The sequence below is a fragment of the Virgibacillus dakarensis genome (assembly GCF_900155625.1).
Classification (GTDB): Bacteria; Bacillota; Bacilli; order Bacillales; family Amphibacillaceae; genus Lentibacillus_C; species Lentibacillus_C populi.
On sequence record NZ_LT732553.1, the window covers coordinates 1,749,583 to 1,763,953 of the forward strand.

General features: G+C 41.2%; 10 protein-coding genes. 3 read left to right on the forward strand and 7 right to left on the reverse strand.

The annotated features are described in order from the left end of the window. Positions 1–100 precede the first annotated feature (100 nt). The 4 genes from CZ382_RS08860 to zapA form a co-directional block, all read right to left on the reverse strand. Positions 101–2,446, reverse strand: coding sequence for an endonuclease MutS2 (locus CZ382_RS08860; protein WP_088050811.1), 2,346 nt, complete (start codon positions 2,444–2,446; stop codon positions 101–103). 95 nt (positions 2,447–2,541) lie between these two features. Next, the gene (gene polX / locus CZ382_RS08865) at positions 2,542–4,260 is read right to left on the reverse strand and encodes a DNA polymerase/3'-5' exonuclease PolX (RefSeq protein ID WP_088051020.1); all 1,719 of its coding nucleotides are present in this window, start codon (positions 4,258–4,260) and stop codon (positions 2,542–2,544) included. 431 nt (positions 4,261–4,691) lie between these two features. Continuing rightward, positions 4,692–5,246 carry a CvpA family protein gene (locus CZ382_RS08870; RefSeq protein ID WP_088050812.1) on the reverse strand — a complete coding sequence of 185 codons (555 nt, stop codon included), beginning with the start codon at positions 5,244–5,246 and terminating at the stop codon, positions 4,692–4,694. Between the two features lie 3 nt (positions 5,247–5,249). Continuing rightward, the gene (zapA, locus tag CZ382_RS08875) at positions 5,250–5,513 is read right to left on the reverse strand and encodes a cell division protein ZapA (RefSeq protein WP_088050813.1); all 264 of its coding nucleotides are present in this window, start codon (positions 5,511–5,513) and stop codon (positions 5,250–5,252) included. Between the two features lie 245 nt (positions 5,514–5,758). On the opposite strand from zapA, the gene rnhC reads away from it, so the two are divergent. Next, the gene (gene rnhC, locus CZ382_RS08880; RefSeq protein WP_088050814.1) at positions 5,759–6,697 is read left to right on the forward strand and encodes a ribonuclease HIII; all 939 of its coding nucleotides are present in this window, start codon (positions 5,759–5,761) and stop codon (positions 6,695–6,697) included. Between the two features lie 482 nt (positions 6,698–7,179). Here rnhC and pheT read toward each other — a convergent pair whose 3' ends face one another. The 3 genes from pheT to CZ382_RS08895 form a co-directional block, all read right to left on the reverse strand. Then, complete coding sequence (gene pheT, locus CZ382_RS08885) at positions 7,180–9,609, reverse strand: phenylalanine--tRNA ligase subunit beta (protein WP_088050815.1); 2,430 nt, start codon at positions 9,607–9,609, stop codon at positions 7,180–7,182. A 20-nt stretch (positions 9,610–9,629) separates the two neighbouring features. Then, positions 9,630–10,664 carry a phenylalanine--tRNA ligase subunit alpha gene (gene pheS / locus CZ382_RS08890; protein ID WP_088050816.1) on the reverse strand — a complete coding sequence of 345 codons (1,035 nt, stop codon included), beginning with the start codon at positions 10,662–10,664 and terminating at the stop codon, positions 9,630–9,632. A 670-nt stretch (positions 10,665–11,334) separates the two neighbouring features. Then, on the reverse strand, positions 11,335–12,078 hold the full coding sequence (locus CZ382_RS08895) for a TrmH family RNA methyltransferase (RefSeq protein ID WP_088050817.1): 744 nt from the start codon (positions 12,076–12,078) through the stop codon (positions 11,335–11,337). A 104-nt stretch (positions 12,079–12,182) separates the two neighbouring features. Here CZ382_RS08895 and sspI point away from each other — a divergent pair, with 104 nt between their 5' ends. Both sspI and CZ382_RS08905 read left to right on the forward strand, forming a co-directional pair. Further along, on the forward strand, positions 12,183–12,407 hold the full coding sequence (sspI, locus tag CZ382_RS08900) for a small acid-soluble spore protein SspI (RefSeq protein WP_088050818.1): 225 nt from the start codon (positions 12,183–12,185) through the stop codon (positions 12,405–12,407). 360 nt (positions 12,408–12,767) lie between these two features. Beyond that, positions 12,768–14,369 (forward strand): flagellar basal body-associated FliL family protein, encoded by a 1,602-nt coding sequence (locus CZ382_RS08905; protein ID WP_088050819.1) that lies wholly within the window; start codon positions 12,768–12,770, stop codon positions 14,367–14,369. The last annotated feature ends 2 nt before the right edge of the window (positions 14,370–14,371 follow it).

Below are 14,371 nucleotides of genomic sequence, written 5' to 3' on the forward strand. Positions count from 1 at the left end.
CCCATCTCCCAAGCTTTCAGTTCTTATGGATCTAATACAGAAAACCGGCTCTTTCGTCCAACCGCTAACCGCTCTTTTGGAAATACACGTTTGCATTTCCTTACTGCAGCTCAATTATTGTTACGCCGCTTCCACCTTCACCCATTGCACCTTGATGACTGTCTTTAATCCGCGGATGTTTCTTGACAAATTCTTTTACACCTGATCTTAACGCTCCGGTTCCTTTCCCATGAATGATCGATACTTTCGGATAACCAGCCAGTAATGCATCGTCAATATATTTTTCCAAGCGAAGTAACGCATCCTCATAACGCTCCCCACGCAAATCAAGCTCAGGACTGACATGATAGCTTGATCCTTTGACCATTGCTAATGGCTTGTCTGTTACTTGTTTTTGCTTTTTAAGTGCCATTAGGTCACCACGCTTTACTTTCACTTTCATTATGCCAACCTGGACAAGGTATTCCTCTTCGCTTATTTTTTCTAAAACAGTTCCTTGCTGGTTTACAGTTAATAATTTTATTTCATCACCCGGATGAAGTTCTTTTTTCGCTTGTTTCGCTTCATGTGGAAATTCCTTATTTTTTTTGGAAGACAGATTCGGCTTCGCATCCTCCAGCATTTTCTTTGCCTCAATCCACTCATGTTCTTTCAGATTGGCGGCAGATTTCATTGAACGGATTTCATCAATGATTTTTTCTGCTTCGTCGCGCGCTCTTTGTAATGCCTTTTCCGCCTTTTCTTCAGCCTTTTTGTATAATGTTTCGCGTTTCTCTGCAAACTGCCGCCATTCTTTTTGCAGGTCATTGCGCAACTTTTCACTTGCAAGTAAAATCTGATGCGCTTCTTCATAATCCTTTTCTGCCTGAACTTGTGATTGCTCCAAGGAGGCGATCATGTTCTCAACACTTTTAGAATCTACCCCAATGTGGTCTTTCGCATGTTCGATGATGGACTCGTTCAACCCTAGCCGTTTTGAAATCTCAAAGGCATTGCTCCGCCCTGGCACACCAATCAATAATCTGTATGTCGGCTGTAATGTTTCAACATTAAATTCGACAGAGGCGTTGATCACATTTTCCCGGTTATAGCCATATGCCTTTAATTCCGGATAGTGTGTTGTTGCAATAACCCGTGCATTTCGGGAAACAACCTCATCCAAAATCGCCATGGCCAGTGCTGCACCCTCTTGTGGATCGGTTCCTGCCCCAAGCTCGTCAAATAGTACTAATGTTTTATCATCGACGTGTTTCATAATGTTGACGATATTTGTCATATGCGATGAAAAGGTACTTAAATTTTGTTCGATCGATTGTTCATCACCAATATCGGCAAAAACCTGTTCAAAAACAGCCAGTTCACAGCCATCAAATGCTGGTATTTGCAGACCGGATTGTGCCATTAAGGTGCATAAACCAACCATCTTCAATGTCACAGTTTTGCCCCCGGTATTCGGTCCGGTGATGACGATGGATGTAAATGATTCCCCAATTTCGATATCATTCGCAACAACTTCATCTTCCGGTATTAGTGGATGGCGTGCCTGCTTCATTTTGATCAGACCTTGATCATTCATTTTTGGCATCGCTGCTTTCATTTGTTTGCCTAATTTGGCACGGGCAAACATAAAATCGATTTTTGCTAAAACGGTCGTATTTTCAAGTAAAAAGGTTTCAGCACCGGCTATTTGTGCACTTAAATCCCGTAAAATACGTTCGATTTCCTGGGTTTCACTTGCTCTTGCTTCCTGTAGCTGATTGTTGACGTCAACTACTGCTTTCGGTTCCATGAATAATGTTTGCCCTGAAGCAGATTGGTCATGAACAATTCCGCCAACTGATCCGCGATACTCCTGCTTTACTGGCAGAACGTACCGGTCATTCCGGATCGTAATAAGTGCATCGGAAAGCATATTACTTTTTGTTTTAATGTAATTGTCCAGTTTATCACGGACTCTTGATTCACATGTACGGATCCGGGACCTTATCCCCCGCAATTTTTCAGATGCACTGTCCATCACTTGTCCGTGATCATCGATACAGCTTTTAACTCGGCGTTCCAATTCACGGAGTGGTGTAATCCGCTGCACAAGTGCTCTTAGTATCGGAACATCTTCTTCCAGCTTCTCAATAAAATCTTTTACCTGTCTGCCGCCATATATAGTATTGGCAATATCAAGGCATTCACTGGTGTTTAAAACTCCGCCAATTACACTTCGCTTTACACTTGCCCTAATATCGGAAATGCCGCCGAGCGGGATGGATAAATTTAGCCGTTCTACCAGTCCCGCTTCGTCAGTCTCCTGTTGAAGTACCTTTACCGTCGCTAAATCAGTAGCTGGATTTAAGGAAGAGGCAAGCTCCTTACCCAAGGATGTTGCTGCCTGTTTCGTTAATTGTTCCACTATTTTATTGTATTCCAGTACACGAAGAATCCGTTCATTCATACCTTCTTGCTCCTTTATCATTAAATGGAACTTCTCTTAGTTGCTGCAAAGATTTACGAAGTTCCGGGGATATAGATGGCAGTAAACCCGTATTACTACCTTTTACGGTTGATAAACTCAATAAGTTTCGCTTTTTCCCATGTATTTAAAATCGTTTCTTTCCTTAGCCAGCCTCTTCTAGCGGTACCTACTCCATAAACCATATGTTCAAGCATTTGGAAGCTGTGGGCATCTGTATTGATGGCAATGGCGACTCCTGCATCTTGTGCTTTTCGAACCCATTCTGCTGATAAATCCAGCCGGTTGGGATTCGCATTTATTTCTAAAGCTGTTCCCGTTTCACCAGCTCGCTCAATTAATTGATCAACATCGATTGCATAACCATCGCGCCGTCCGATCAACCTGCCGGTTGGATGGGCAATAAGCGTTACGTATGGACACTCCAATGCAGTGTACAATCGTTTCATTATTTTATCTTTTGACTGGCTGAAACTGGAATGAATCGCGCCAATTACAAAATCCATCTCCTGTAAAAATTCATGATTAAAATCAAGTGTTGCATCTGGTAAAATATCCATTTCCACACCAGCAAAAATATGAATATCCGAATACTTTTCATTCAATCTGGCAATTTCTTCACGCTGCTTCCTCAGTCTTGTTTCATTTAACCCGTTGGCAACACGTAAAAATTTAGAATGATCGGTAATGGCAATATACTCATACCCTTTACCCCGAGCCTGTTTTATCATCTCTTCAATGGACTGTGCCCCATCACTCCATGTTGTATGCATGTGCAAATCGCCACGGATATCCTGTAATTGCACAAGCTCGGTTGCACTTTTAAATGCCTCTACTTCACCGGTATTTTCCCTTACTTCCGGGGAAATGTAAGTTAAACCGAAATGCTTAAAAAACTTCTCCTCATTATCAAACGTTAGTGTTTCACCTGTTTCGTCGATTTCAATTCCGTATTCATTAATCTTCTCACCCTGGGTTTTGGCAAGCTGCCTCATCGCAACATTATGTTCCTTTGACCCTGTGAAATGATGTAAGGCTACAGCAAACTCCTCTGGTTTGACAATCCGGAAATCGACATTGATAGCGAAAATATCATCCAGAGTCACCGATACTTTTGTTTCTCCGCTGGCAATCACTTCTTTAATATGCTCCAGTTGTAAAAGCGCATCCCGAACTTCAACGGGGGCTTCCGTTGCGATAATAAAGTCCAAATCTTTGATTGTTTCACGCATTCGCCGTAAGCTCCCAGCACGTGAAAAGGATTTAATTGCAGGGATTTCCGCTAATGATGCCTCTATTTTTTCGGCCAACGGTAACATGGTGGCGATCGGTAATCGCTCCGGCCGTTTATTTGCGTCGTTTATGGCCTTTACTATTTTCTCAGCTGATTTTTTCCCAAAGCCAGCCAGATTTTCAACTGCCCCGCTATTACATGCAGTTTGTAACGAAGCGGCATCCGTTACACCTAGTTCCTGGTATAACTTCGCCAGTTTTTTTCCACCAAGTCCCGGAAGATTTAGTAACGGAATCAAACCTGGAGGAACTTCCTTTTCCAATTGCTTTAGTGTATCCGACTCACCATTTTGCAAAAATTCATTAATAACTGCTCCCGTGCCCTTGCCAATCCCTTTTATTTTCGTAAAATCGTCCATCTCGGATAATGAGCGGTCATCACGTTCAAGTGCTTGTGCAGCTTTACGATAAGCAGAAACTTTGAAGGGGTTTTCCCCTTTTAATTCCAAATAAACTGCAATTTTTTCCAGTAATGTTAAAACATCTTTTTTATTTATTGTCATCATCGACTCACTCGACTTTCCTTAACCTATTCAAGAACAAAGGCGTAAGCGCCCGGTTAGTGGCGTATGGACTGCGCCCTGCCATGCAGGGTGGTTCGGTGTTGCTGCGCAAAGCAGCGGTCTTAACCGAACATTCCTGCCGTAGGAGATAAAGGAAACATGCCCCTGCAAAAGGGGTAGACGTGAGTTGGACGCAAAGTCTGTTCTTAGTCGGCCTTCCTCCTTCCCCGAACCGATGTTGACTTATCGTACGGAGGCGGGTGTTGCACACTAGCCGCTGGGCGCTGGAGCCGGACGTGGCCTACTCTACTGTAATTATAATAGCGCCTCAAATATTTTACTTTACTTAATAAAAAGACTGATTCGTGCAAGCTGATACCTATTGTACACGAGATACAAGGTATACTCTACTCGTTTGAATCAGTCAGACACTACATATCAAGTAAACTTTCCGGATTTGTAAACCATAAATCTTTCAACTTGGCAGACAATATTGGTGTATGTTCAATGATCAGCTGGGCAAAGGATGAATCACCTATCCATGTCTGTACATTGCCTAAAGGTGTCAGCGCTAAAATATACAAAATCACGAACAGGAGCAGATAAACTTCAACGAACCCCAATACTGCGCCCAGAATACGATTAACTGAATGCAAAATCGGTAATTCAGCTACAAAGTCCAGCATAGATGCAATGATTTGTAAAATAATTTTCGTCGCGAAAAAGATAATCGCAAAGGCAATGGCATTATAAAAAGCCGTCTCAAGCGGAAGTGATTGCAGAAAAACGGCCCATGAGCTGTCACCTGACAAGTCCGGGTATGGGATCCAAAGTGCTAATTTTGCTGCCAGATTGTCGTAGTAAATGACAGCAACAATAAATGCTGCAATAAAACCAATTAAATGAAACACCTGCAGGATAAAACCTCTCTTTAACCCCATTAAAAAACCAAAAAGCAATAAAACAATGATAATTAAATCAACCATACGTTATTTGTCCTCTTTCTTATTTATTGAACCTAGCAATTTTGCGTAGTCTTCTTTTAATTTTAAATAATCATTCATGGAATTTACGGCTGTTAAAACCGCTAATTTTGTTGTATCCAGGTCTTTATTTGCTTCCTGGATTTCATGCATTTTCTGATCAACCAGACTTGCAACGAGACGAACGTGATGAGCTGGTTCCGTTCCAACAATTGTATAGGATTTATTATGTATTTCAACCGTTATTCGTGTTTTACCATTCTGGGTCACACGGCTACCCCCTCAAAAAATTGTTATCTAGGAAAGTATCATACTTGAAACCTAAGGATAACTGAACATCTGCATCAGCAATGTCCAGCTCCAGCCCCCAGTAGCTCCGCTAACCGGACGCTTCCGCTTTTGCTCTTCCCTTTATCTTAACATGAAGATGTTAATTAGGAAACTGTAATTATTAACCTTTTTAAATGGTAAATCCTTTGCTATAGTAGAAATAACGAATGATAGGAGAGATACTAATGCCACAGCGTGTTCATGTTATACCGGCTTCGATAATAAAGGAAATGCACCAATATTATGCAGATTTTACAACGCCCACCCCACAGGGCGCAATTTTTCGAGCAAAAACAGCCGATGCCGTGATAACAGCATACCGTTCGGGAAAAGTGCTATTTCAAGGAAAGTCACCTGAAAAAGAAGCAGCAAAATGGTTAAAAGAAAATACCGGTGAACGGCCCCTATTAAAAAAGAAGCCGGTCACAAATGCTAAGCACCAGTACACGCCGCCAGCCAATTTATTTAATAATTCACATCTAGGCTCGGATGAGGCGGGAACTGGAGATTACTTTGGACCGGTTACTGTCGCCTGTGCATATGTAAAAGCAGAACAAATACAAACATTGAAGCAAATAGGTGTTCAGGATTCTAAAAATCTTACAGATACTACAATCCGGCATCTATCTAAAAAAATAGCAGATTTTGATATTACCTATTCGCTATTAGTATTACGTAATGAAAAATATAATGTACTGAAAAATCAAGGCTGGTCGCAAGGGAAAATGAAGGCGATGCTGCACCATCACGCAATTAACAACGTCTTGAAAAAGCTTGATCCGAAAGCAATTGAAGGGATTATAGTGGACCAGTTTTGTGAACCAGGATTGTATAACAAATATCTGGCCAGTGAGCAGGAAAAGATCGCGGAAAAGACTTATTTCATGACAAAAGCTGAAAGCTATTCCATCGCTGTTGCTGCGGCATCTATACTTGCCCGGACAAGTTTTTTAAACGAAATGGATCTGCTTTCTGATCGGCTGGGAATAACCCTGCCAAAAGGAGCTTCCAACTTGGTTGATCAAGCAATCGCTAAAATAATCAACATGAAGGGGAAAACAATATTAAATACCTGTGCAAAAACACATTTTGTTAATACGAAGAAGGCGGAGAAATATTTATAAAGTGAAACTTCATTCAGTAGGGGGATTCCGACGCACAGGACGTGTTAGTACAGGCGAAGGCATGCGGACGTGACAGTTTTAGTCTTTATTCCTAAAATCAGGAATCTACTGGCTGTTTATTCCCCACCTGCACGCTTGTTGTTTACTCGCGCATAGAGACTCTTCAGTTGATGTTCTTGATCTCGGGGCGATATTTTTGCTCTCCGGTTGATGTTCTCGAGCTCGGGGCGATGTTTTTCCTCTCCGGCTGATGTTCCCGAGCTCGGGGCGATGTTTTTCCTCTCCGGCTGATGTTCCCGCTCTCTGGTTGATGTTCCCCCCTCCCGTCGATGTTCCTCGTTCTCCGGTTGATGTTTCTACTCTCGAGCCGATATTCCTCACTCTCCGGTTGATGATAATGGTTCCTTCTCTCCCTACTGGCGTCTAAAACACTATAAAAAATCCCTGTTCCAGGAAACACTCCTGGGGAACAGGGATTTCAATTATGACCTTACATATGCATGAAACGTTTCATTTACGGCTGAAATGATCGCTTGATACGACTCCTCCACCTCTTCGTCCTGTAACGTTCGCGAAGGATCCTGATAAAGCAGTCTATATGCAACTGATTTCTTTCCTTCAGGTAAATGGTCACCTATATAAACATCAAAAATTTGAATATCCTTAACAAGGTCTTCTCCAGTTTGCTGGATAACTCGCTTGACATCCCCTGCTTGCACGTGTTCATCCAGAACAAACGCGATATCACGTACAATCGATGGGTATTTCGGAATTTGCTTGTAGCTTGGAACATTTTTGTGTGCAGCAAATACTTTTTCCATGTTGATATCAAAGATATATGTCTCGTTCAAGTCAAGCTGCTTTGCAAGTAATGGGTGAACCTGTCCGGTAAACCCAATGATCTCCCCATCAATCGAAATGGTGGCACATCTGCCCGGATGCATGTCAGGTAGTACCGCTTGCTTAAATGTAACAGGAATTTCCAAAAGATCAAATAACCCTTCAACAATTCCTTTTGCAACATAAAAGTCAACTGCTTTCTTTTCCTGCTGCCATTCATGTACCAGCCAGTTTCCTGATAATACACCAGCCAAGCGTAATCGCTCATCAGGCTGCTTTGTTAATTGTTTTTCATGGGAAACGAATATGGAGCCTAGCTCATAATAAGCAATATCCTCCTGATTTCGAGCCTGGTTATACGATGCAACATGCAGCAATTCTGGAAGGATGCTTAATCGTAAATATTTATGATCTTCACTCATAGGCATAAAAAGCTTTACCGGCGACAAATTATCACACTTTACCTCTGGACTGATCAGCTTTGCAATATAAGCTTCACGCGTCAGAGAATAAGTGATCGTTTCCAAAAGTCCAGCTCCCTGCATAAAGCTTTTAACTTCACGCTTTAGTAATTGTCGCTCTGTAAGGGCACCAGCTTGCGAGGCTCCTGCTGGCAGCGTATATGGTAAATTGTCATAACCATATATTCGCGCCACTTCCTCCAGCATATCTTCAAAAATGGCAATATCGCCACGCCTCGTTGGAACTTGTACATGGAATTTATCATCCGTTTCTTCGTATTGAAAACGTAATTTTGTTAAAATATCGGCAATCTCTGCTGTTGTGATTTCCGTGCCAAGCCGTTTGTTAATCTCGTCTCGATTAACGGTAACTTCTCTTTCCGTATAATTGAGTACATCCACAACAACCGGGTTAGTTAAAACTTTTCCATTGGCATATTTCTCAAGTAGCTGACATGCTCTTTCTCCGGCATGCTTTACACGATTTGGGTCAATGCCCTTTTCAAATCGCGTGCTTGACTCGCTACGCAATCCGGTATCTTTTACCGTTCTTCTGACGGAGGACGGATCAAAATAAGCAGCTTCAAGCATAATTGTACGTGTTCCGTCATGAACTTCTGTATTGGCACCACCCATTACACCGGCAAGTGCAACCGGTTCTTCTCCATTTGTAATAACCAGATTGTGGTTTGACAATTGACGTTCCTGGCCATCCAAAGTGACAATTGTTTCGTTCTCATCAGCACGACGCGTAACAATTTCCTTTGATTGCAGGCGATCATAATCAAACGCATGTAATGGCTGACCATATTCAAGCAACACGTAATTGGTAATATCAACCACATTATTAATTGGGCGAATTCCTGCTGCCATCAAATAATTGCGCATCCACAATGGTGATGGCCCAACTTGTATATCTTTTACGATAAAAGCACCGTAAAATGGATTTAAATTCTTGTCCTCTACTTGAACAGATATATAATCAGCAGTATTTTCACTGGCTGGTGTAACCTTTTCTTCTGGTAAATTTAGTGCTTGATCAAGGATTGCTGCCACCTCGTAAGCAACTCCTAACATACTTAAACAATCAGCCCTGTTAGGTGTCAGGTCAAATTCCAAAATGGCATCATCGAGGTTCAGGAGTGGTGTCACATCCTGACCAACTTCAACATCATCCGGGAAAACGAATATTCCATCCGCTACATCTTTTGGCACATACTTATCTTGAATCCCCAATTCCTGAAGCGAACAGATCATGCCATTCGATTCGATTCCCCGTAATTTTACCTTTTTTATTTTAAAATTCCCCGGTAATACTGCACCTGGCTTGGCAACAGCTACTTTTTGCCCCTGTTTAATATTCGGTGCTCCGCAAATAATTTGCAACGTCTCATCTTCACCAATGGCCACCTGGCAAAGATTTAATTTGTCGGCATTCGGATGTTTGTCACATTCTGTAACAAGCCCGACAACGACATCCTTACTCTGTTCCGCAATATATTCAATTCCATCCACCTCAATACCGCTCTTCGTTATTTTCTCAGCAAGTGCTTCAGGTGAAATATTTCCAAGATCAACATAGTTTTTTAGCCAATTTAAAGAAACTAACACTGTTTCTATACCCCCTTAACTTAAATCGTATGAAATTGCTTCAAAAACCGCTTATCATTTGTGTAAAATTGACGAATATCATCAACACCGTATTTCAGCATCGCAATCCGTTCGGGACCCATGCCAAAAGCAAATCCCGTGTACACTTCCGGGTCGTAACCTGCCATGGACAATACATTGGGATGTACCATACCGGCACCAAGAATTTCGATCCAGCCTGTTCCCTTACATACCGAGCATCCCTTTCCATGACAAACCTTGCACGAAATATCCATTTCAACTGACGGTTCAGTAAACGGGAAAAAGCTTGGTCGCAGACGAATTTCCCGATCAATACCGAACAATTTTTTCGCAAATACGTCCAATATTCCTTTTAAATCACTCATGCGCACATCTTTATCGACATATAGACCTTCAATTTGTGTAAATTGATGGGAATGGGTTGCATCATCTGTATCACGGCGGTAAACCTTCCCTGGACAGATCATCTTTACACTCTTGTTTCCTTCATACTCTCGCATTGTTCGGGCCTGAACCGGGGATGTGTGTGTCCGTAATAACAGTTCATTTGTAATATAAAATGTGTCCTGCATATCCCGTGCAGGGTGATGTTTCGGTAAATTTAATGCCTCAAAGTTGTAATAGTCTGTTTCGACCTCTGGGCCTTCTCTTACTTCAAACCCCATGCCGATAAACAGGTCTTCAATTTCTTCCACGATCTTCGTTAATAAATGCGCTCCTCCCTTTGGAACAGGGCGTCCTGGCAATGTCACATCGATCGTTTCGTTCATGAGCTGCTGTTCCAATGCCTGTTGTTCAAGTGTTTCATTTTTTTGTTCGATTGCTTCGGTAATCGATTCTCTGACATGGTTGGCAACCTCACCTATTACTGGTCGTTCTTCCTTGGGCAGCTTTCCCATACCTTTTAAAATCCCGGTAATCGATCCTTTTTTCCCTAAATAGGCAACACGGATCGTCTGCAGCTCTTTTCTGTCATTTGTTTCGGCAATACGTGCTAACGCTTCTGCTTTTAGTGCCTCCAATTGCTCCTTCATTAATAAACCTCCTTTATGAAATACAAAAAAAGCCTTATCCCCTAAATAAGGGACGAGGCTTTCGAGTCGCGGTACCACCCTTGTTGACACAATTATTCTGTGTCCTGCTTAAACTTGATAACGGAAAAATCCGGAACACCTTTACTTGCAATAGCAGAAGAATTCAACATCATACATTTCTGTTACCCAAGGTCCAAGTGTCGGCTCCAGAGTGAAAAATTAACAATGACGTGGCAGAAATGCTTTCAGTCCAGGACATTTCCTCCCTTGGCCACTTTTATATTGCTAATCGTCTCTTTCATAGCATACTATAGAAATTGCTTCTATTATAGATAAAATCGTGACATGTTGCAATAGTTAGCCCTTCAAGAAAGAAATCAAAAAAATTCTAGCTCTATTTAACTTACACCAGGATTGGCCACGTCCGGCTCCAGCGCCCAGCGGCTAATGGACAACACCCGCCTCCGTACGATAAGTCAACATCGGTTCGGGGAAGGAGGAAGGCCGACTAAGAACAGACTTTGCGTCCAACTCACGTCTACCCCTTTTGCAGGGGCATGTTTCCTTTATCTCCTACGGCAGGAATGTTCGGTTAAGACCGCTGCTCCCGGCAGCAACACCGAACCACCCTGCATGGCAGGGCGCAGTCCATACGCCGCTAACCGGGCACTTACGCCTTTGCTTTGATATAATACATTAATATTCCGGCGGCAACACTGGCGTTTAATGATTCTGCCTTTCCATAAATCGGGATCTTTACACAATGGTCTGCTAAATGGATGATTTCTTCCGTAATACCTGCACCTTCATTCCCGATAATTAATGCTACCTTTCTGTCAGGGGTAATTGCCGTAAAAGGGACTGAATTCATTAATGCTGATGCCCAAACGGTGAATCCTTCATCCTTTAACACAGGAATTTTTGCCAATAAGCTTTCCTGAAAAACCGGAATATGAAAAAGGGATCCCTGTGTAGAACGAACTACCTTATTATTGTACATATCGACCGTATTCTCCCCAAGAATGACGGCATCAAACCCAGCAGCATCAGCCGTTCGGATCATTGTTCCCAAATTACCCGGATCCTGCACGGCATCAACAAGCAGCACTTTTTCGAATGATTCCCACACAGAAGCCTTCATACGGACAACTGCTGCAATTCCCTGTGGTGTTTTCGTTTCGGATATATGATTAAAAACGGAGGGGGAAACGATAAAAACCGGATAATCCGTTGAAAAACCAGGTGCATCGCTTCCTTCCTGTAAAATGAACTCTTCAATTTTCCAATTACTTGCGTGTGCCTCCTCAATTAAGTGAAAGCCTTCTATTAAAAAGGTTTTTGATCGTACGCGTTCTTTTTTCTTTTTTAGTTTATGCCATTGTTTTGCTTTATCATTTTGAATAGAAGTAATCATAAGCACACATCCTCGGGTTCATTTTATCTTGTTCCATCATACATATTTCCCCCTGTTCCGGTCAAACTAACGTTAATCCTACTATATACGAAGAGGTGATCTGCTTGGATTTAAATTTGCGGAAAGCTATAGTAACGAATATTGCAGCAAATGATCAGGAGCAATTGGAAGCAACGATTGTCGATGCTATTCAAAATGGCGAAGAAAAAATGCTGCCCGGGTTAGGGGTGCTTTTTGAATTAATCTGGAAACAGTCCGATGAACAGGAAAAACAGGAAATGGTCAATAGTCTGGAGCAAGGGGTAAAAAAAGCAACAACCTCACTATAACAAGCCCGAAGCATTACGAAGGATAGATGCATAAACAAGCATCTATCTTTTTTATGCAATAAAATAATTAATAAGTCCTGTATAATTCACTCACACGTTGCTTTTCTCGCTTTAAATCGAAATATACATAAACCATAAACCATTTTTTGCCTTATTTAAATGTATATATACCCATTAATCTATTTTTAATTAAGAATAAATATAGGTATATAGAATTAAATAAATTTTAAAGTTCTTATAACCATTTGACTATTTTTTCTGTGGATGATATATAATTATTCGTGACATTGTTGTTATTAAGCTTGTTTCTTAATAATACATATCTTTTAAAAAGACTTAGACTGAGAGGAGATTTGCAAGATGGATGAAACGCAAAACGGAGAGCAGACAAAAAAAGGCTTATCCAAAAAGCTTATTGCCATTATCGTAGTTGCTGTATTGCTTGTAGGTGGTGGTGTTGCAGCATACGTAACGGTAACAGGTTCCGATAAGGCGCAATATTTCAAAGCAGAGAAAAACACAATTGATTTTATGAAGGATAAAATCACAGAGCGCTATGAACCTGAGTTGGCATGGCGGGAACAAACGGAAGAGAATCCAATTGAAACTACTTTTAAATTATCGGGGGAATACAATGATCCCTATGGTGGTGGATACGGGATGATGGACCCGCAGGAAATCATCAATAACGCAACACTTACATTAACATCACAAACCGATCTGAAGGAAAAACAGCTTGTAACAGACATCCAAGCGAACTTTGGAGAAATGGAAATGAAAGATATGAAATTTTACATTGATGCTGATAAATTATTACTTGGACTTCCATTTCTGAAAGAATCCTTACAAATAAAAGATAAGGACATTGGAAAACTGTTGCATGAAGCAGATCCATCTTTTCCTGAAGGAGAAACAATTGATTTCAATACATTCTTTGAGCTTGTAAAAGGGCTGCCGGAAGAAGATCTAAACTACTTAAAAGAAGAATATGCAACGAAAATTTTCGATGAAATTCCTGGTGATGCCTTTGATTCAGCAAAAGAAACAATCAAGGTTGATAACAAAAATTTTGATACAGAAAAAATAACCATGCATCTCTCAGAGCAGGAGACGAAGGATTTATTCGTATCTATTCTGGAGAAAATGCAAGATGATAAGAAATTGCAAAAGCTTTTCAAGGAACAAATGGAACTTCGCCTATTTGGAATTAGCCCAGAAGCAATGGATCTCAATTTTAACGAAGATATCGATAAACTATTTGGAGAGGATCTTGATAAACTGATTAAGGACATAAAAGATTCGCATATTCCAAACGGTTTAACATCCATTATTTGGGTGAAAAACAACTTGATTGTACAACGCGATTTCTCGATTGGTGCAGGCGGAAGCAAAGATGAGATTAATACACTTACAATAAAGGGTACCCACCTATTGAATGACACAACTCAAAAATTCGATTACGAGATAACCGCTGATGATTCTATCAACAAAGGAACCGTGACATTCACAGGTGATTTATCATGGAAAGATAATAAAGCAAATGACTCTATTAAACTTGCAATTGAAGATGTCGAGTATTCATATGAAGGTACCGAGACATTAAAGGATGACAGACGTGATTATGAACGAGTATTTTCCGTATCGGAACCAGGTGGAGACATTAGCTTCAATTGGTCAGGCAAAGCATCCTATGACAAAGATAAAATGAATTCGGAAAATACATTTGCAATTGATGCACCTGCTCTTAATGTTACCCAAGATATGGCCAGCCTTCACGTTAAGAAAGACGCCAAAACAATTAAAAAGGTTAACACACCTGATGATTCTAACGTAAAAGATATTGGCAGCATGTCTGTAAATGAGATTATGAATTATTTTGAAACAGATGTAGCGCCCCAATATCAGCAATGGTTAATGGGCATTCTTGGAGCTGGCGGCGGTGGAGATCTGAACGGCCTATAAAG